At 40.5% G+C, this 19668-nt stretch carries 17 protein-coding genes; 6 read left to right on the forward strand and 11 right to left on the reverse strand.

Translation table 11 applies throughout. The features are described from left to right. The first annotated feature begins 267 nt into the window (after positions 1-267). Entirely contained in the window at positions 268-1602 is a 1335-nt protein-coding gene (locus AB1Z56_RS07475; protein WP_426791598.1) for a GH1 family beta-glucosidase, read from the forward strand. 9 nt (positions 1603-1611) lie between these two features. Here the strand turns inward: AB1Z56_RS07475 and AB1Z56_RS07480 are convergent, their stop codons facing one another. After that, positions 1612-2337 carry a hypothetical protein gene (locus AB1Z56_RS07480; RefSeq protein ID WP_426791599.1) on the reverse strand — a complete coding sequence of 242 codons (726 nt, stop codon included), beginning with the start codon at positions 2335-2337 and terminating at the stop codon, positions 1612-1614. A 204-nt stretch (positions 2338-2541) separates the two neighbouring features. Here AB1Z56_RS07480 and AB1Z56_RS07485 point away from each other — a divergent pair, with 204 nt between their 5' ends. Beyond that, complete coding sequence (locus AB1Z56_RS07485; RefSeq protein WP_309366109.1) at positions 2542-3057, forward strand: hypothetical protein; 516 nt, start codon at positions 2542-2544, stop codon at positions 3055-3057. A gap of 27 nt (positions 3058-3084) precedes the next feature. After that, positions 3085-3474: a DUF2809 domain-containing protein gene (locus AB1Z56_RS07490; RefSeq protein WP_408733555.1), complete on the forward strand. Its 390-nt coding sequence runs from the start codon at positions 3085-3087 to the stop codon at positions 3472-3474. Positions 3475-3476: 2 nt separating this feature from the next. Here AB1Z56_RS07490 and AB1Z56_RS07495 read toward each other — a convergent pair whose 3' ends face one another. Continuing rightward, complete coding sequence (locus AB1Z56_RS07495; protein WP_426791600.1) at positions 3477-3995, reverse strand: VOC family protein; 519 nt, start codon at positions 3993-3995, stop codon at positions 3477-3479. Between the two features lie 181 nt (positions 3996-4176). Here AB1Z56_RS07495 and AB1Z56_RS07500 point away from each other — a divergent pair, with 181 nt between their 5' ends. Next, the gene (locus tag AB1Z56_RS07500) at positions 4177-5202 is read left to right on the forward strand and encodes a threonine aldolase family protein (RefSeq protein ID WP_309366111.1); all 1026 of its coding nucleotides are present in this window, start codon (positions 4177-4179) and stop codon (positions 5200-5202) included. Between the two features lie 92 nt (positions 5203-5294). On the opposite strand, the gene AB1Z56_RS07505 is transcribed toward AB1Z56_RS07500, so the two are convergent. The 4 genes from AB1Z56_RS07505 to AB1Z56_RS07520 form a co-directional block, all read right to left on the reverse strand. Then, positions 5295-6011, reverse strand: a complete 717-nt coding sequence (locus AB1Z56_RS07505) for an MIP family channel protein (protein ID WP_309366112.1) — start codon at positions 6009-6011, stop codon at positions 5295-5297. Between the two features lie 125 nt (positions 6012-6136). Then, positions 6137-8350: a DUF4838 domain-containing protein gene (locus AB1Z56_RS07510; protein WP_309366113.1), complete on the reverse strand. Its 2214-nt coding sequence runs from the start codon at positions 8348-8350 to the stop codon at positions 6137-6139. Between the two features lie 50 nt (positions 8351-8400). Continuing rightward, on the reverse strand, positions 8401-8781 hold the full coding sequence (locus AB1Z56_RS07515; protein WP_309366114.1) for a response regulator transcription factor: 381 nt from the start codon (positions 8779-8781) through the stop codon (positions 8401-8403). A 168-nt stretch (positions 8782-8949) separates the two neighbouring features. Next, positions 8950-10029, reverse strand: coding sequence for an NAD(P)H-dependent flavin oxidoreductase (locus AB1Z56_RS07520; RefSeq protein ID WP_426791601.1), 1080 nt, complete (start codon positions 10027-10029; stop codon positions 8950-8952). A gap of 181 nt (positions 10030-10210) precedes the next feature. On the opposite strand from AB1Z56_RS07520, the gene AB1Z56_RS07525 reads away from it, so the two are divergent. Next, positions 10211-11203 carry a 2-hydroxyacid dehydrogenase gene (locus AB1Z56_RS07525; RefSeq protein WP_309366116.1) on the forward strand — a complete coding sequence of 331 codons (993 nt, stop codon included), beginning with the start codon at positions 10211-10213 and terminating at the stop codon, positions 11201-11203. A gap of 16 nt (positions 11204-11219) precedes the next feature. Here the strand turns inward: AB1Z56_RS07525 and AB1Z56_RS07530 are convergent, their stop codons facing one another. Then, positions 11220-11558 (reverse strand): winged helix-turn-helix transcriptional regulator, encoded by a 339-nt coding sequence (locus AB1Z56_RS07530; RefSeq protein ID WP_293905881.1) that lies wholly within the window; start codon positions 11556-11558, stop codon positions 11220-11222. Between the two features lie 118 nt (positions 11559-11676). Between AB1Z56_RS07530 and AB1Z56_RS07535 the strand changes: the two genes are divergently transcribed. Continuing rightward, positions 11677-13080: an MFS transporter gene (locus AB1Z56_RS07535; RefSeq protein ID WP_426791602.1), complete on the forward strand. Its 1404-nt coding sequence runs from the start codon at positions 11677-11679 to the stop codon at positions 13078-13080. Between the two features lie 62 nt (positions 13081-13142). Here the strand turns inward: AB1Z56_RS07535 and AB1Z56_RS07540 are convergent, their stop codons facing one another. The 4 genes from AB1Z56_RS07540 to AB1Z56_RS07555 all read right to left on the reverse strand — a co-directional run bounded on the left by AB1Z56_RS07540 (position 13143) and on the right by AB1Z56_RS07555 (position 19564). Further along, the gene (locus tag AB1Z56_RS07540) at positions 13143-14090 is read right to left on the reverse strand and encodes a hypothetical protein (protein ID WP_426791603.1); all 948 of its coding nucleotides are present in this window, start codon (positions 14088-14090) and stop codon (positions 13143-13145) included. An 83-nt stretch (positions 14091-14173) separates the two neighbouring features. Next, the gene (locus tag AB1Z56_RS07545; protein ID WP_426791604.1) at positions 14174-17314 is read right to left on the reverse strand and encodes an error-prone DNA polymerase; all 3141 of its coding nucleotides are present in this window, start codon (positions 17312-17314) and stop codon (positions 14174-14176) included. Positions 17315-17316: 2 nt separating this feature from the next. After that, the gene (locus AB1Z56_RS07550; RefSeq protein WP_426791605.1) at positions 17317-18819 is read right to left on the reverse strand and encodes a Y-family DNA polymerase; all 1503 of its coding nucleotides are present in this window, start codon (positions 18817-18819) and stop codon (positions 17317-17319) included. 4 nt (positions 18820-18823) lie between these two features. After that, positions 18824-19564, reverse strand: coding sequence for an ImuA family protein (locus tag AB1Z56_RS07555; RefSeq protein ID WP_313263152.1), 741 nt, complete (start codon positions 19562-19564; stop codon positions 18824-18826). Positions 19565-19668 lie beyond the last annotated feature (104 nt).

Genomic DNA, 19668 nt, shown 5'->3' on the forward strand with positions numbered 1-19668 from the left:
TGCGGGGAAACATAGTATCTATTTTTTTCGTATATTTAATATATAATTCATATTCAGTTCATATGAGTTTCGTTACTTTATAATGCGATAGTTAATGTAGTCAACGGAGTTAATGTATCTATTATGAAAACGATAAACTATTTTTTCCAGCGGATTATATTTAGGATCTTTTTAGGTCGATTTAGTTCATTCTATTCACCATTGAGATTCCACAAAACTTAGTTGTTTTAAAAACGGCATTGAGGTCCGATAATTTTATTTTTATAAATGCTTTTAACCAAAGATGCCTTTGGCAAAGATTTTATTTGGGGAGTTTCTACAGCTGCCTATCAGATTGAAGGAGCACATGATTTACATGGAAAAGGTCCTTCCATCTGGGATATATTCGTCAAGAAAAGAAATCGCATATTTCAGAATCAGCATGGCAATGAGGCATGTGATTTTTATAATCGCTATATCCAGGATTTGTATTTGATGAAGGGAATGCATATTCCAAACTATAGATTCTCTTTATCATGGAGCCGTATATTTCCAGCGGGCACTGGTGAGATAAATCAAGCTGGATTGGACTTTTATGATCGTTTGATCGATCTATCGCTCGAATTAGGGATAACACCCTGGGTTACATTATATCATTGGGATCTTCCACATGCATTAGAAAAAAAAGGCGGCTGGGTAAACCGTGAAGTGAAAGATTGGTTTGGAGAATTTGTTTCCAAATGTGTCGATGTCTATGGTGATCGTGTCAAGAATTGGATGGTTTTGAATGAACCTACCGTATTCACCGCTGCAGGCTATTTTTTCGGTGTACATGCGCCAGAAAGGAAAGGTCTCGGTAATTTTTTGGCGGCAGCGCATCATGCGGCCCTAGCTCAGGCTCAAGGTGGAAGGATCATTAAGTCATTGCTGCCCGATAGCGAAGTAGGAACGACTTTTTCCTGTTCTCATGTCGAGCCATTCACAACGAAAGAAAGAGACATTATTGCGGCAAAGAAAGCCGACGTTTTGCTCAATCGTTTATTTATAGAGCCCTTATTAGGAATGGGCTACCCGACCAAGGAGATCAAGATACTGAATAGAATTGAAAAGTACATGCAGGCCGATGATGAAAGGGATCTGAAATTTGACATGGACTTTATTGGTGTACAGAATTATACACGGGAGATTATACGATATGCGATGTTTGTTCCTTACCTTCAGGCAAAAATTGTATCAGCCAAAGAGCGTAAAGTTGAATTGACCGAAATGAACTGGGAAGTTTATCCAGCTTCGATCTATCATATGCTTAAGAAATTTAGTGCCTACCCCAATATCCCTCCCTTAATCGTTACCGAGAATGGCGCTGCATTTCCTGATCAAATCGAAAATGGCCTTGTTCACGATCCCAAAAGGTTAGACTATCTGCAGCAAGCTTTACATCAAGTTTATCGAGCGAAGCAAGAGGGGATCAATGTCAATGGATACTTTGTATGGACGTTTCTTGACAACTTCGAATGGGCCGAGGGATATCGGCCAAGATTTGGACTGGTGTATGTTGATTTCAAAAATCAACAGCGTATTATAAAATCCTCTGGTCATTGGTATGCAGACTTTTTAAAATAATTGGAATGCTTAATTATCTTTATGACGAGATACATTATTTGTAATTTTCAATAAAATTATTCCCAGAAGTAATGCCGCAACGATACTGAGTATGGTCACTAGGGTATTCCTTCCATTATCTGCCCAGAAATACAGTGATAGTCCACCTAAAATACATGGCACAGCGATAACGATAAATTTAACCCAATACACCCGGTCTTCTTCCTTACGGATAGTCTTCGTTTCGACAGCAGCTAAAACAGCTGCCTTATTCGTTTTAAAATAGGTGAGAATCATTTCGATTTCATCTGCGCGCAATTCGCGGGGACGTATTACCCTTTCTTTCAATGCAATAAGTAAAGTTTTGCCATCTCGTTGGACTGAAATAATATCAGCCATTGGAAAGCGTTTTTTATACCCCATAGGATTCACGGCGTAACCTTTATAATCACTGTTTTCCGGACATAAACAGACAAAATAATCCGAATTCATGGAGAAGATCACATCAGAATGCTCCCGTCTGGTTTCTTTCCAGACATCGATAGCAGGCTTAATGGCGGTAAGCAATAGGCATTGAAAAATAAATATACCAAAAGAAAGACTGAATATCCATGACAAAGAAAATGAAAGGGCTAAAAAAACGATGATAAACCAGATTACATTTGACCAAAAGTCAATTTTGCGCTGCAAAAGATAGAAAACAATGACACAAATGATTGGGGCAATGCTGGATTTCCAATCCCAAAATATACTCACGATTCCAAGAATTGAAAACAGCGCATAATTCACTAGCTGAAAGTACGCTGACTTCCGCTGAAAATTAGTTCTTTTAATTTCAATGATATTTTCCAATGTGTTCTTTAATGAAAGAAAAAAATCTCTTTAGCTAATATATCTTTGATTGCATAAATATAAATATCTTTAGTAAATATAAACGCGTAAAAAATACAAAGCACGACAATGAAAACTTTTCAATTTAAATCCCATAATGTTAAAAAGGGCCTGATCTTCGGATTTGGTTACCTAATTGTTGTATTTATTCTATTCTGCTTAGTTTTTGGCGGTATAAATGGGCTCGCTGATGCGGTCAACAATTTTGGTTCGGCGAAGGGCCTTGGCATCTTGGTTGCTGTAATCGTAATCGGCCCGCTAATTATACTATTGCAATTCATCAACCCTAAGATCGAAATACAAGTTGACAAAGATAAGTTATCTATTAAACAGCCGAAAAAGGAGGACAAAGTTATCCTGCTAGATGTCATTGATAAGATGGAAATTAATCACGCTCTGGTCAACCAGCTTCAGCTATTCGGCAAAAATGGACAGCTGCTAACGACGATACATCCTCAGAACGATATGAATGTTATTTTCGCTATTGCAGATGCCATCGCGCAACATGGCGGATTTATACAAAAAAAGGGAAACAAGAAAATCTTTGGCAATCCTGTTGAAACCATCTCCTATTCGAAACAATAACGATATATACTGGATTCCATGAAGAGGATGACAAAAATTCGATATTTATTTTTAGTTGGTTTAACCATACTCTTAGGATTGCTCTCACGCAAAATATCAGCCATACCACCCATTACTGGAGATGTGCTTTATGCGGTGATGATTTATTGGTTGTCGCGATTTTTATTTACGGGGAAATCATTGTTATTTTCTTTTGTAGCTACAATCATTTTTTGTTTTAGCATCGAGTTTTTACAACTTGTACAATGTCCATTACTTAGATCGATAAGAAGCAATCCCCTACTGCGGCTAGTATTTGGTCAGGGTTTTCTGTGGTCAGATCTAGTCGCCTATTGTATTGGAACAATCGGTGCTGCTTTATGGGACTATACGAGGTCTCGAAAAATAGACATGACAGACAAAGTGCGGGATAAATAGCTTTACTTGGTGGTTTTAGCTCCCATATCCTTTCCCATCTTTTCGTAAACAACATCATTAGGCTGCCAAAGTTCTATTTTATTCCCTTCGATATCCATGATATGAACAAATTTACCATAGTCAAATGATTCGATGGTATCAAGAACTGTGACCCCCTCTTTTTTCAATGCATCGACCAATAGCTCCATGTTTTCTACGCGATAATTGATCATAAAGTCTTTATCTGAGGGGGCAAAATAAGTTGTATTTTCTTTAAAAGGGCTCCATTGCGTAAATCCTTTTTTTGTACTATCGCCCCCCTGATACCACTCAGATACGGCGCCATACGAGTTTGTCGTTAGGCCTAAGTGCTCGGCATACCAGGCCCTAAGTTTTTTGGGATCCTTGCACTTAAAGAAAACTCCACCAATTCCGGTCACTCTTTTTAACGTCGTGGTCCTACTCGGATGTGTCAAGTTATTAAAAGCATATCCCATTCCAAATGCCAATAAGATAGTTCCGACAAATAAGGTTCTTTTCATTATACAATAAGATTACATACAACTTGCTTCAATCTCTTTCGAATTTAATGTTTTCCCTTCAGAGATTAGTGAAAAACGAGATTGTATTTATACATTTGATTTTCATAAGATTCGCCCTCCTACCGGAGGAACAATTTTAGATAAATCACTGATAGTTACTGTATTTATAATAGATAGATTTATGTATAACTTTAAAAATGATTATTCGGAAGGGGCACATCCTCACATTTTAGAGAAACTTGTTGAAACCAATCTGATACAGCAATTGGGTTATGGAGAGGATGATTATTCGAAAGAAGCAAAGACGATTTTAAGAAATAAGATTGATAACCAGCATGCTGTTATCCATTTTTTATCTGGGGGAACACAAACAAATCTGCTTGTTATATCCTTTCTCTTACGTGTGCATGAGGCGGTGATCAGTGCAAAAACAGGGCATATATCTGCAAATGAAACTGGTGCTATAGAAGCAACTGGACATAAAGTCATTACTGTTGAAACAGCGGACGGAAAATTGACACCTGAAGATATCACCAAGACACTAAACGACCATGCTTTGGCACCACATGTGGTAAAGCCACGGATAGTTTATATTTCTAATTCGACTGAAATCGGCACGATATATTCTTTGGCAGAGCTGAAAGCGCTATACCTATGCTGTCAGCAGCAGCAACTGTTGCTTTACTTGGATGGTGCACGCCTAGGTCATGCCTTGACTGCAGAAAACAACGATCTAACATTTGCAGCTATCGCTAAGTACAGTGATGTTTTCTATATTGGTGGAACAAAAAATGGTGCGCTTTTAGGGGAAGCAGTTGTGTTTAATCGCCCCGATTTAGCGCAGGATTTTGATTATGCAATTAAACAGAAGGGTGCTATGCTCGCTAAAGGCAGAGTGCTTTCCATTCAATTTCTAGTGCTATTTAAAGATGATCTGTATCTTGAACTGGCATGGAAAGCGAATTCACTTGCTATGCGGATGGCGAAGGCCATCAAGGATAGAGGTTATTCTTTTCTCACGGATTCCACGACAAATCAGATTTTCCCAATTTTACCTAAATCAGTCATCAATACACTGCTTTTAGATTATCAATTTTATATATGGAAGGAAATAGATCATGATCATGCAGCAATCCGTTTGATTACCTCCTGGGCCACAGACGAGACACAGGTCAATAACTTCATAAACGACATACTGAATTCATAGGCGGCTCAACACCTTGCTCATCTAGATCATAAACGAAAACACCCAATAAGTAACCATATACTTATTGGGCGTTTCCTATAAAATTAAAAAGACTAATCTTTAGGTTCCAGTGCTTTCCACACTCCTGCTGCTACAGCCGCTCCTACGAGAGGCGCAACAATAAACAGCCAAAGCTGTGATAATGCCTGTCCACCGGCCAGAACTGCGGGCCCAAATGAACGGGCTGGATTAACCGATGTACCTGTCACCGGAATAGCTACTAAATGGATCAGAAGAAGTGTAAAGCCGATAGCGAGTCCGGCCATTGTACTATTGCCCACCTTCGAAGTCGTTGCCAGGATCACAAATAGAAAGATAAAGGTTAATACAGCTTCAATCAGAAAGGCCGAAACAGTGCCATATTCGTTTTGATAGCCCTTACCCCAGCCGTTTGAACCATAAGCCCACTCACCTGCGGTAAATCCGCCCAATTGCCCGCTTAAAATCTGCTGGAGCACAAATGCACCCAAGAGCGCACCGATAAATTGAGCGACAATATAGACGATCGCATCCTTGGCAGACATTCTTCCTGCCAATAATACGCCAACTGTCACCGCAGGATTAATATGACAGCCAGAAATTCCCCCAATTGCATAGGCGAAAACGACAACCGATAGACCGAAAGCGACGGCAATACCCAAGAGCCCCAGCCCAGAAAGGCCACCCATGGTGTTGGCTCCTGCAATAGCGGCTGCTCCGCAGCCAAAAAGCACCAAACCAAATGTTCCAATGAGTTCGGCGACAAATTTTGAAGATGTTTTAATTTCCATATGAATCTGTTTATAACTTAGTTAACTCTAATTTAATCATTTTCCATATAAAATTATACTGCTAAATAAATTATTGTAGAACAATATCCACACAGGTAAAAAACAACTCAAATAAGATTTCGAAATTAATTTAGCCAGATTTCATCACAGGCGATAAGTGCCTTTCGCTTCGGATGGTACCTCCATTCAGGTAATTTTGGCAATGGCTCAGCATAAACCTTGACCACTTTGATATGGTCATTTATTAATGCGCGATAACGGACCTTCTCCAAGGTATAATCCTCTTCTACAGATTCAAGCTTATGGAAAAGTACTTCCTGAAAATCCGTACCATTCTTAGACACAGAAATCCTGATTTCCTTCGGTGGAAATATCCAATGCCTGGCATCCTTTAGAAAATTAAGCTCAATGGTATCTATCTGCTTCTCCTGTTTAAAATCAAAAGTGATATCTATTGGATCACCATTCCACAACAGCCAATTATAACTATAATCCATATAACCGGGTACGCTATCCGTTAGTGTCTTCAGTCCGTTAGCAGGGAAAGAAGGATCAAACGGGTATTTCAATTTTATAGTTGCATCCGAGGCTTTGTTCGCTCTAACGCCAGCGTTGAATATCTCCATCCACTCCTTTGCATAGCCATCTGGGGATAGTCCACCCTCGGCGAGCTCCACGACGCCTAGTTTTTTGGCATCTTCAACAAATTGTTTTACTTTACGGCTGACATTGGGTCTTACCCTCCAGCGTCCCTCCTTTTGCTCAAATATACCGTGTTGATGCGGACCATAAAATCTGGCTTGTTGCAAATACGTATAATCCAGTCCCAATCCAATACGTCTAACACGCGACTCCAACATTGGATTTCCTTCACTGGCAACTTCGGCCTTTTCCAGTAATGTACTATACTGGTCCATGGCTTCTGGACTTAAAAAGTCCTTTCTATTGTCAATTGGATTTCCATAGATCGACAGCGCTGACGAGGCTCCGGGCAAATGATTTCTTCGTTGGACGAGATAGGCTTTGATAAACGGTCCAGCCTGACCATAATAGCCCTCGATAAACTCGTCGGTTAGCTGCTTTTCTGAAAGCCCTGTATTCCAGGCGAGATTAGCCAATACATAGGCGTTTAGTTCAGCCATATCACTATATGTGCCTCCGCCCCCCTGCAAAAAGACTCCTTCAATACCCTGTGACTTCAAGTACTGCAAACTCGATTCCATCGTACCTTGGATTGGAAAAGGTGCAAGATAATTGGTAAACTGTGTCAGATAATCCCATACAAATACATGTTTAGCCTTAGCTTTCCAAGCCCCCAATTGTCTACGGAATGCTGCCGCAGAAGGTTCACTCTCCATGTCATTTTTTCTAAAAGCATCGATATTACTTAAAATAACGGTGACATTATCTGCAACACGAAGCTGTGCTGGAGCATTTGCAGATTCCAGATAGGCCAGTGTAGTGAATTTCTTGTCGGGAAATTGAGCAGCTACTCTATTTACGAAACGGATCAATGAGCCCTGTGGCCCACCTTCTTTCCTATCAATAGCCTGGCAACGATCACAGGTACAGCTACCGATATCATCGTTAGCCGCAATGGACCAGTAGATAGCCGCCGGATTTTCGAGCATCTTTTGTTTAAAATAGGCTACTGTGTGATGAAAAACTTCCTCATTGGATAAACAAAGTTGAATAGGCTGACGTTTTCCATCATATAAAGAATAATATTCAGGATGATCTTTAAAATAAATTGATGGCGGTAATATTTTACTAAAGTTATGCCCCCAATCGCCCCATCTTTCCTCCAGATTATGCAATCCATACCAATCCATATACTCCTGATCTAACTCCACAGGGAAATAAACCTCTCTAAACTTAAAATCGGGTTTGGCATAAATCTTTAAGTCTGAATCTACAGCTAAGAGCGTTAATTTGGGGATATATGTATTTTCCTTGCCTACATACCATTTTCTCCCGCCTATGATATCCCTTACATACCGATAGGCTGCAAACAATACACCTTTGCCACTTCCTTTGATATAGATACTATTCCTTACAGCTTGAATGGAATAACTATCCTCAGGGAATGCACTGCTTATAGGCATTTTCTCTAAAAAAATGGAACGGGTTCCTTCCAATGTAGCGCCTATTGCAAACTTGGTACCTGTGCTTTCCGCCGTAAATACGTTGATAACGTCCACAGCTTTTTGTAAGACAGGATCCTGCATATTGGCTTGAATTACATAATCCGTTTTTCCATTTTCAACCAATGTAATTCTTTCCTTACCTTGAACTATCGTTACAATAGACAATAAGCATAACATAAACTTCCACATCATATTAAAAATACTTCCAGCCCCCCTAAGTGTAAAGCATCTATTTTCTAAAACTAAGCATGGCCGATTCTTAAACGTACACGTGAAATCAGTTCAGAAGGAGCAATGGGTTTTTTAATATAATCATTCGCACCAACCTCAAATCCTTCTACAATGCTGTTATCATCACGGTAGCCAGAAATAATAATAACAGGCACCTGATTATTCGTATTGCCCTTTCTAATGCGATCAATAATTTCGTAACCATTGGCAAAAGGTAATGCCAGATCCGTTATGACTAAATCAATTGTTTCGTCAGAAACCAATGCGAGTGCTTCTTTGCCAGATTTGGCAAGCAATAGATCATAGCCCTCCCTAACAAGAACAAATTGCATTGTGCCCAATAGAATTTCATTATCTTCGATAACAAGAATTCTCTTTTTTTCGTTCCCCATAGCGGTAAATTTTTAGTTTTTCACAGTGGTACAAAGTTTCGAAAAAAAAGAAAAACTCCTTGTAGATTAACAACTACAACCCTATTAAAAGCATTTAAACAAAGAATTTAATCATTAGCTTTAATTTAAATGACATTGCAATGACATCTAAACCAAGCGATATAAAAGTTAAACAACTAAACTAGTATGTAAAATTTCAACTTCTCGGATTAGATGGCGGATAATATCCGCTGTCGATAGTTCACTGTAAGGGTGAATGGATTGCCCGGCCCAAATATTTACAAAATCAACCTTTTGATGCGCCCTTGCTACCTTTCTTAATTCGCCCGTCAACTTATTTTGATAAGGGTACGGCAGGATCTTTTTCGAAGCATCCAAAACTTCGATAAACTTATTCTTAATCCCTCTGGCATAACGTCCTGAAAAGCTTCTTGTCAATACAATCTCCGATTCCTGCACCTGTGAAAGGCGCTTTTTCTCAAAATCTTGCAAGGCGCTCTCTTTAGATCTAAGCAGTAAACTACCGATCTGATAACCGGCAGCTCCCAATAGCGTCGCCGACTGGATAGTCCTTCCATTATAAAGGCCTCCGGCATAAATTAAAGGAACACTGACCTGTTCTTTCACTTGTGGCAGCAGGGAAAATCCGCCGATCTCCGGAACAGGCATCTCATCAAAACTTCCACGATGCCCTCCAGCCTCCAATCCCTGCACACAGATAATATCGATACCCGCCTCTTCCAAAGCTATAGCCTCCCTCACCGAAGTACATGTACCAATAATAGTTACATCATTATCCTTCAGGCGTTTTATACTCTGCGTATCTAAATTACCAAAAGTAAAGCTTACGACTTTACAGGGATGCGCTAGAATAGCGTCGATTTGCTCTCTATAATCGGTTATACGAATGCTATCAAGTGCTGGTAAAGTCACTTCTAGGTCATGCGCCCTGGCGAGTTCCTCCACAAAGACCTTTGTCTCGTTGTATTGTGCACGCAAATCAGCTGATATCTCTGGAATAGTATTCACAAAAATATTGACAGCAAAGGGGGTATTCAAATTTGCAGCTGTTGAACGAATCAGATCGCTGCAGCGATCTGCTGGAAGATCGCCTAAAGATAAGGAGCCGAGCGCACCGGCACGCGAGGCCGCAATAACCATTTCGGGGGTAGTAACACCAAACATGGGGGCCTGGATAATTGGATATTCAATACCTATTAATTGTGTGATTTGATTTGACCACTTCATATCAGGGATAATTTTTAATCATTAAAAATCGACGATAATACCGTTATTGTGATTGCTCTAATTTAGATCTTTTTAGCACAAAATATACGATGCTGTTGATAAAAAGATCCTAGAAAGCGCATACCAAATAACCGATTTATACCGTATATTTAGAATATCGTATTACGTAACAATCAATTTTATGAAAATCGCCTTCTTTTCGACAAAACCTTACGACAAATTATTCTTTGAACAGGAAAATAGCACTTATGGTTTTCAGTTTAATTTCTATGAAACGCATTTAGGTCCGCATATTGTCAATGCTATTGAAGATGAAAAAGTTGTCTGTGCATTCGTCAATGATAAACTAAACCGACAGGTTATTGAGATACTTGCACAAAAGGGTGTGGAACTCATCGCCTTGCGCTGTGCCGGTTTTAACAACGTTGACCTGGAAGCTGCTAAAGAGTTTGGAATAAAGGTTTGCAGGGTCCCCGCTTATTCACCTGAAGCTGTAGCCGAACATACAATGGCTATGTTGCTCACCCTTAATCGAAAAACACATAAAGCTTATAATCGGGTAAGAGAGCAAAATTTTGCATTAAATGGTCTTTTGGGGTTTAACCTTTACCAGAAAAAGATTGGGGTAATTGGTACAGGAAAAATTGGAAAGGCTTTTATCAAGATTGCATTGGGATTTGGCGCAAACGTCCTCGCCTATGATTTATTTCCAGATCCGCAACTGGCCGCACAAGGCGTCAGTTACAAATCATTGGATGAGGTATTTCAGGAATCGGATATCCTTTCACTTCATTGTCCGCTCACTCCCGAAAATCACTATCTCATTAATAAGGAATCTTTGGAGAAAATGAAAAATGGTGTTACTATTATTAATACGAGCAGAGGAAATCTCATCAACACCAACGATGTCATTAAGGCCCTTAAAGAACGAAAAATTGGCCTTCTCGGCATTGATGTTTATGAACAAGAAGAAAAGTTGTTTTTTAAAGACTTATCGACAACAATCATTGAAGATGAAACAATACAATTGTTGATGAGTTATCCGAATGTTCTGGTCACAGCACATCAGGCCTTTTTCACAACAGAAGCCTTAACAGAAATTTCGCAAAGAACCCTGCGAAGCATTGCTGACCTATCCACCAAAGGAACGACGGATGCAGAGGTCTTGTTGTAAAGGAACAGATAGCTGCCTACCCCCTTTCGCTTTTATAACTTTCCCACCAGTCATCAAGTCTTTCGATGACTGGTAATAAAGTTTTGCCCAATTCACTAAGTTTATATTCCACTCGTGGCGGCGATTCAGCGTAAATCTGTCTGCATAAAATACCATCCCGTTCAAGCTCACGGAGCTGAACAGTTAGTGTTGTTTGGGCCATATCTTCCATTTCCCGCCTCAATTCACCAAATCTTTTAGGGCATTGCTTGGCAATAGCTTTAATGAGCAGAACTTTCCATTTCCCCCCGATGATCTTAAAAATTCCGTTAACATCACAACAGGCCCCAAAATTTTCACTTTTTTTTTCATTCATAATCATCTCATACTGACCATTAGTTCATAAAAACATACTAAGTACATAACTTATAACTACTTGATTGTAAAAAATATCCAAACTATTTTTAACCGTAAAATTATTAAAAACTTTCTATATGCGCTTTCAAATTAAAGATTTACTTCATATTTTCTTGCTCTCAACAGGCATATTTCTTTTCGTGATAGATCTTTTTATTATTAATGTATCCTTACCTACGATTCAGCATTCACTACAGCTAAGCAATAGTGATACACAATGGATTATCATCCTTTACATCATTGGTTACGCAAGCCTTCTCATTAATGCTGGCAACGCGGGAAACCATTTCGGAAAGAGAAAATTATATTTAATAGGAATGGCAGGTTTCACCCTTGCATCCCTCGTCTGTGGTCTATCCAATCATCTTTACATGCTATTGGCGGGTAGACTGATACAGGGAATCAGTTCCGGGCTTATGGTTCCGCAGGGTATAGCGTTAATCACCTTACTTTTTGAAAACCGGGAAAAAAGAGCGATGGCATTGGGCATCTATGGAAGCATAGCCGGTATTGCCTCTGTTATTGGTCAGCTCTTGGGCGGAATACTTCCTGATCAGACTTGGATAAACGAAAGCTGGCGTCTTATTTTTCTAATTAATGTCCCAATAGGATCACTTGCCTGCCTAGCGGTTTACCGTTACACGCCTAAAGATCAAGTGAACGGACAATCTCCGCGCTCTTTCATGCCTATGATAACACTATTTATTCTTTTAATGGGAATTATTTTTCCATTAATTATGGGACCTGAACTGAAATGGCCCTTATGGTCACTGCTGCTGTTGGGAACAGCAATCGTCCTTTTCATCGTATTTATCAGAAAGCAAAGAGCATTGGAGCAAATGGGATATGCTAGTCTCCTCAATTTCTCTCTATTCAATAACCGGGTTTTCAATTTAGGATTGCTAGCAGCATTAGCCTATTACATGGTACAGGATGCTTACTTTATTATTAATTCCAATTACCTTCAGAATCAAAAACAGTATTCGGCTACAATGACAGGAATTGCCTTTGTTTATCAAGGTATTGGTTATGTACTGGCAAGTATCGTTGTCAGCAAATTGATCCAGCGGCATGGAAAGATGGTTGTCCTTTTCGGCCTAGGGATTATGATCTTAGGGTTACTGTCTCATCTTTTTGTTTTCAATACATTGCTTTTAGATCCGCATCAGGTACATGCGCTCTTCTTTTTCTATGGTATTGGCTGTGGCAGTGTATTACCTGCATTGATGACGCTTGCATTAAAGGATCTTCCTGAAAAATTAGTTGCAGTAGGATCGGCCATCTATCTCACAGTACAGCAACTATCTATTTGTTTAGGAATTGCATTTATTGTCGGTGTATTCTTACATCAACAAAAAGCTAGATTTTTCTTTTGGCAGGACATTTCCTCAGCCTATGGTTACGCAACGACATTATCGGTCATATTACTTTTATGTGTGGTAAGTTTAATAAGCTATTTACCTTCAGAAAAAGTAAAATAAAACCAAATGTAGTTCAATATTTCAATCGATGGGATAAATACTTAAAGTCGTTGATGAGATCGTTAATCTGCTGCCTTATACTTATTTATTAATGCGTAATCATATGGGATACGCATACTCAGCGGAGCCGCTTCCCATATATCCCCGCCGTCGGGCAAATAGAAATCATAGGCATTATCCAGGAAATTTTCACCATTGGGAGCTTCCTGCCACTTTTTCTTTTCTCGATTATACAGGAGTATCATGCAGCTCACACAGATCCCTTTGTCTTTGAGACTTGGATTTTCATAGCATTTGCCAATTTTTATATTCAGTTTCTGCTGAATAATAACATCTGTCAGCCTTCCATTAGTCAGGTGAATTAAAGCCAGTTGTGCGTCTTCATCTGTTGGTGATTTTTTTGCGGGTTTTAATTGATGGAATTGAGCCTTATTTATCCGGTCTATTTCTGCCGGCCTTAAGTCCATGGTTAAAAGATTTGTATCAACAGGATGAAGGTCATTAACTTCAGCTACCTGGGTAACACCGGCTTCCAATGGGCGATTCAGTTTGGATGTATCTGCATCAAGCGCAGGTGAACCATCATTTTTATCAAATAGTTGAGTAAGTTCGGAGATATGATGCCCTATTTGATTAAAACCTACAACATATTTTAATACAACAAAAGCCAATAAAGCAATGAAAAACAAGATAAACAATCCTTTCATGGCTCCCGTACGACGGCGGCTATTTGCTTCTACTTCCAAAAATGAAGACGCATCGGGATTCGCTCTTTGGGAATCATTGTTATTTGCAAGCTCATCATAATCCAGTAAAAACAAGTCTTTGCCGTCAAATCGGTCAATATGCTCTTCTTTAAACATCCGCACAATATCCCGGGCGGCTTTTAATGTCACATTCGCCTGTTTGGCAATGAGATCAAGAGCGTCATTTTCATCTCCCTGCTTAATTAAATCGCGAATAGTTGCTTTATCAATTTCAATTGTATTTACGAGAATATTCTTGGCCATATCCTTTTATCTTTCTGCTTTAATGTTGTGTTGTATTACCAACAACGCCAGTCTTCCCAAAAGTGAGATTTAAAAATGAAAGATCAATGAAAATTTCTTCCTTTATGAAAAACACCTCTTATATTATCATCTGCTGCCGTCAGATCTTTTAATAGTCCTGACATATCAAAACATCGTTGTGCAATCACGTGAATAACTTCACCTTCAACCTGTATTTTACCGGCCACCATGAAGAGTTTTGAACGGAGGATCTCCTTTCGATATTTTTCAAATATAGTGCTCCAGACAACAATATTTGCAAAGCCTGTATCGTCTTCAATAGTAATAAATAAAACACCTTTCGAAGTACCCGGTCGCTGCCGAACAGTAATTAGCCCACATACTTTCACGGGCATATCGTTTTTTAATAAAGCCAATTTTGCTGTGGGAACAACCTGGAGAAGATCTAATTTCCCACGCAAAAAACTGACCGGATGTGCTTTAATGGACAAAGAGGTTCTTGCATAATCTGCTACTACGTGCTGGCTTTTTGTCAATAAAGGCAGGGCAATCTGTCCTTCTGCCATACTCTCAGAAGGTTGTCCCTCAAATAATGCGATCGGACGGTCACCCAATGCCGTAATTTCCCAAAGCGCTTTTCTACGATCAATATCCAGGGAACGGAAAGCGTCTGCATCAGCTAATTTCTCCAAAGCGACAAGGGATACCCCTGCATCCATCATGCCTGTAATGGATGAATAGCTCGGGCATCTTCCTTGTGTCAGCACCAAGGCCTCTTCCTGTGAAAACCCTTTAATTTGGCGTAAACCCAAGCGAAGGGCATGTGGTTTTCCAATTTCTCCTTCCAGGCTGTTGTCCCAGGAGGAATGATTAATATCAATAGGAAGTACTTTGACACCATGTTTCTGTGCATCAATAACAATTTGAGCCGGCTGATAAAATCCCATTGGCTGGCTATTGAGTAAAGAGGCTGCAAAAATATCAGGATAGTAACACTTAAGCCACGAGGAAACATACACCAGTAAAGCAAAAGATGCCGCATGACTTTCGGGAAAACCATAACTGCCAAAACCTTCCAATTGTTTAAAAACCCTATTGGCAAATTCTTCGGTATAGTGTTTCTTCACCATACCGTCAACCATCTTTTTGTGAAAGGCAGACACTTTTCCTTTTGCTTTGAATGTTGCCATGCTGCGTCGCAGTTCATCAGCCTCTGCTGGCGTAAAACCTGCTGCAACAATCGCTATTTCCATGGCCTGCTCCTGAAAAAGAGGCACACCCAATGTTTTTTCAAGGATGGTCTGGATCTCCGTACTGGGATAGTCAACATGTTCCTCTTTATTTCGACGGCGTAAATAGGGATGCACCATATCACCCTGTATAGGCCCTGGGCGTACAATGGCCACTTCAATAACCAGATCATAGAATTCCCGCGGTTTTAACCGGGGCAACATCGACATCTGGGCCCGGCTTTCGATCTGGAATACGCCCAGCGTATCGGCATGACAGATCATATCGTAAACTTGAGGATCATCGTTGGCCCCAATATCGGCCAAGGTGAGCTCTTTTCCATAATGGACTCGGGCTAAATCAAAAGCCTTACGGATACAGGTCAACATCCCCAAAGCAAGTACATCAACCTTTAGGAAACCGAGTGCCTCAAGATCATCTTTATTCCATTCGAGATTCGTCCGGTTATCCATCCTTGCATTGATCAAAGGGCAAAGTTCATGCAAGTTGCCCTGTGTGATCACAAATCCACCAGTATGCTGTCCTAATTGCCGTGGAAAACCGATATATTGATGCGTGAGTTCCAGAACCTTCTGTAAATGCTGATCTTCGGGATTAAAGCCCTGTTCAACCAAGCGTTCTAAATTGATGTAATCATCCCAATGGCTGCTTACTACCCCCGCCAAACGTCCAACAGCATCCATTGAAAGCCCCATCGCCTTGCCGACATCGCGTATTGCTCCTTTAGAACGCACCTGTGTTACTGTGGCTACGATAGCGGCTCGATTACGGCCGTATTTCTCATAGATATATTGGATCACTTCCTCCCGGCGCTCATGTTCAAAATCGACATCTATATCAGGGGGCTCATCCCGTGCATCAGACATAAATCGTGCAAAAAGAAGTCTATATTTCGATGGATCGACAGAAGTAATGCCAAGACAATAACACACCGTAGAATTGGCGGCCGACCCACGTCCTTGACATAAAATCCCGCGTTCTTTTGCAAAACGCACATAATCATATACGGTCAGGAAATAAGAAGCATAATTTTTGCGTTCGATAAAATCAAGTTCCATTTGGATTGTTTCGCGCACTGCATCTGGAACATGTCCATCAAAACGTTTCCGCGCTCCTTCCCAAGTTAAATAGGATAATTCCTCTTGTGTCGTCCGGCCATTGGAAGAAAGTTCATCCGGATAGATATATTTCAGATCATCTAAAGAGAAATGACAAGCATTAGCAATTTTGACACTCTGTTGTACCGCTTCTGGATACGTTCTAAACAAACGTTCAACTTCGGTCATTGATTTTAGATAACGCTCAGCATTGGGGTGTAAATTAAATCCAGCTGTATGGATCGTACATTTCTCCCGGATGCAGGTTAAAATATCCTGCAATTCACGTCTTTCAGGTATATGATAGTAGATATCCCCGAGTACAACGAGTGGAATACCCAGCTGTTCACCCAGCTGGTTTATCCGATACAGCAGTTTAGCGTCATCTCCACGATAGAGTTTTTTGATCCCTAAATTCAGAGAGCCATGCAGGTGTTGCTGGCATTCCTTGACGAATTCAACAAAAGAATAATCAAGCTCAAATTCTACCGTCAATTTTTCAGGTGGACAAACAACGAATATAATCCCTTCAGCATAAGAATAAACATCCGCTTTATACAGCTTGCATTTTCCTTTTTCAGTCCTTAGATTTCCAACAGTTAACAAGGAGGAAAGCCTCCCATAGGCCTCTTTATCTGTAGGGTATGCAAGTAAGCTTGGACCATCCTGTAAATCCAGACGACATGCCGGAATCAGTCGTATACCTTCTTTTTTAGCCGCTATATGCGCACGAACAATTCCAGCAAAACTATTCCGGTCAGTTACCGCAACAGCATGATACCCCAATTGCGCCGCACGTTCTATCAATTCTTCTGGATGTGAGGCGCCTTCAAGAAAACTAAAGTTACTTGTTATCTGTAATTCACAATATCCCATCTTTATGCAAAAAAACCATGTATAAACCACTGATCGGTCTGACCGTCATAGTGACCGGCACGGAACAGCCAAAAACGCCTTCCCTCCTGATCTTCTACAGCATAGTAGTCCCGATGTTCACCTTGATCCATCCACCATTCGCGTTCGATACGTTCTGGACCATCTGCTTTTTTTATATAATGCGCAGTTCGTTTATAGATGAACAGTATCGGTGGGTAATCAGGTATAGGTGCAGTAACGACAATACGCTCGGGCACCTTTAACAACCTTGTCGGTCGGGGTCTTGCGGTTTGCCAATCAACAGTGGCTACCTCATCCATTGTCGCGGCTATTTTCATCGATCGCTCTGGCCAGTAATGTGCCGCAGGCACGTAACGTAAAATTTCACAGCTGGAGTCTCTGCTTTTCAGGCGATCTAAAAGTTCAGTAACCGCTGGATTTTTAAGACCTATCCGATTGTCCCACAGGTTTTCCTGAACCGCGTCCGCATCCTCAACACTGGAAGCGGCTAGGCTAAATAGCTCAATACCTAATGCAGGCTCCACCTGCGGAATCTTAATCGCAAATAATTGAAAAAGATGGTTTACCTGCGCCGTAGCACGATTTGTTTCAATGCTAATTCTTTCTATTTTTCCATCGATACGGTGGCAGCTCAATTCAGCTTCACGCAATCCTTTACCCTCTCCAGACAAACGCTGGCACAATTTGATTAACAGCTCTTCCAAAGCCAGCTCAATGCCATTTGCTGTGCTGATAGGCTCCAAACAAGGTAAACGTTCTTCATAGGGCAAGATGGGTTTTATAGAAATAACAAATTCATCTTCAAATCCCATTGCCTGATCCAGACGAAGTAGTAGGCCATCTCCAAATCTCCTGCGTAGCACGGAGCGGGGCATATGTGCAAAGCTGCCGATTGTTTTTAAACCAAGTGACTGTAATCGGTTCAATTGAAATTGTTCCAGCCGTAATGCTCGAGGGCTTAAAGAAAGAAGTTCCTGTGATTGGGCCTGCTCGCTTATAATTGTTTTTTCAGGACCAAAACGCGCCATTGCCCAGGCAGCACCGATCGTATCTGCGATGCTCATGCAAACATCATAACCATGCCGTTTAAATGCAGTAACAATATATTCCAGATAAGAGGCCTCACCGCCCCAAAGATGTGCACAGCCGCTAATATCCAGTATAATTCCATCAGGCTTGTCCAAAGATACCTGTGGTGTATACCTTATACACCAGTGCGCAATAAAATGAAGTATTTTTTCACCTAATCCGGCTTGTTCATGAATGATATGGAGTGATGGAATAAAGGCTCGCGCATCTGCTATGGCCATACCTACATGTACTCCGGCCTGTTCTGCCAATAAATTACTTGCATTTACAATTAATTTTCCATGGACAGCAAGCGCCAGGACAAAGGGAACTTCCTGTAAATGCGGTTTACAGACCGTCATCCAATCCGTTTTCAAATGACGAAACCAAAGTGAGGCAAATCTTTTTTTCATCATTATTTTAACCTAAATTTTGATAACGAGGAGTCCAGTCCTTTACTTTCGTCGTTTTATTAGGCGCCACTTTAAATCCCTGAGAGCACCAGGTTATTTGCCATTTGCCCGGAATTCCATTTCTTACCTTTAACAATTCCACACTCCAGCTCGGATAGCCAATACCCGGCAATTCATCTTCCGATTGACTGGGCAATGAAGTGACCTTCCAGCGGGCCGCACAACTCGTAGCCAGCAGCATCTTTGGGTTATGCTGCAGGATGATACCCGTCACGCGGCTTTTTTCGACAGCAAGCTGAAGCCGTTTTGACTGGACAAAGTCCAATTGATGTATTTCTGCTAATACCGCGGTTATACCAGGGCATTTGAGTGCCTCTTCCATTGCCCATAAAACGTCCCTTTCTCGTTTCATAGAAACAAAAACAATAGATTCAGGCACAACACCAAATGATTTAATTGAAGCTGGAAATAATGTCTGAATAGAACTTATCCAGATACAAATCCCCCCATGCTGCATAAGTTTCCCTAGAAGCCCACCAATAAAACCACAGGATGCTGCACTATCAGCACGGTTAAAGCTAATAAATTCATGGATCACACCTTTAGGAAAGACGCCATTCGGAAAAGCCTCTTCCAAAGACCCCAAGTCCATTAGGCTATCATCAATAGACCTTTGAGGCACCCCCTGCCATACAAGCAAGTCTTTTTTAAGTTTGCTGATCAAAGCCTTTTTATCTTCTAACATCATAGCCCCTCCTATTTAGTATTACATACAAATGTAATACTAAATATTTTAGTATTAAAAGTAAAAGCTATTTTTTTTAGCAAACAAAGACTCCCAAATGCATCGTC

Origin of the sequence: Sphingobacterium sp. WOUb80, from assembly GCF_050058145.1 — a bacterium.
Taxonomy (GTDB): domain Bacteria; phylum Bacteroidota; class Bacteroidia; order Sphingobacteriales; family Sphingobacteriaceae; genus Sphingobacterium.

Coding starts and splice junctions, on each gene's coding strand:
- AB1Z56_RS07545 (WP_426791604.1), bottom strand. CDS start 17,314: ATGGGATATTGTGAATTACAGATAACAAGTAACTTTAGTTTTCTTGAA.
- AB1Z56_RS07555 (WP_313263152.1), bottom strand. CDS start 19,564: ATGATGTTAGAAGATAAAAAGGCTTTGATCAGCAAACTTAAAAAAGAC.
- AB1Z56_RS07530 (WP_293905881.1), bottom strand. CDS start 11,558: ATGAATGAAAAAAAAAGTGAAAATTTTGGGGCCTGTTGTGATGTTAAC.
- AB1Z56_RS07500 (WP_309366111.1), top strand. CDS start 4,177: ATGTATAACTTTAAAAATGATTATTCGGAAGGGGCACATCCTCACATT.
- AB1Z56_RS07540 (WP_426791603.1), bottom strand. CDS start 14,090: ATGGCCAAGAATATTCTCGTAAATACAATTGAAATTGATAAAGCAACT.
- AB1Z56_RS07515 (WP_309366114.1), bottom strand. CDS start 8,781: ATGGGGAACGAAAAAAAGAGAATTCTTGTTATCGAAGATAATGAAATT.
- AB1Z56_RS07475 (WP_426791598.1), top strand. CDS start 268: ATGCTTTTAACCAAAGATGCCTTTGGCAAAGATTTTATTTGGGGAGTT.
- AB1Z56_RS07505 (WP_309366112.1), bottom strand. CDS start 6,011: ATGGAAATTAAAACATCTTCAAAATTTGTCGCCGAACTCATTGGAACA.
- AB1Z56_RS07490 (WP_408733555.1), top strand. CDS start 3,085: ATGACAAAAATTCGATATTTATTTTTAGTTGGTTTAACCATACTCTTA.
- AB1Z56_RS07495 (WP_426791600.1), bottom strand. CDS start 3,995: ATGAAAAGAACCTTATTTGTCGGAACTATCTTATTGGCATTTGGAATG.
- AB1Z56_RS07520 (WP_426791601.1), bottom strand. CDS start 10,029: ATGAAGTGGTCAAATCAAATCACACAATTAATAGGTATTGAATATCCA.
- AB1Z56_RS07525 (WP_309366116.1), top strand. CDS start 10,211: ATGAAAATCGCCTTCTTTTCGACAAAACCTTACGACAAATTATTCTTT.
- AB1Z56_RS07535 (WP_426791602.1), top strand. CDS start 11,677: ATGCGCTTTCAAATTAAAGATTTACTTCATATTTTCTTGCTCTCAACA.
- AB1Z56_RS07550 (WP_426791605.1), bottom strand. CDS start 18,819: ATGATGAAAAAAAGATTTGCCTCACTTTGGTTTCGTCATTTGAAAACG.
- AB1Z56_RS07485 (WP_309366109.1), top strand. CDS start 2,542: ATGAAAACTTTTCAATTTAAATCCCATAATGTTAAAAAGGGCCTGATC.
- AB1Z56_RS07510 (WP_309366113.1), bottom strand. CDS start 8,350: ATGATGTGGAAGTTTATGTTATGCTTATTGTCTATTGTAACGATAGTT.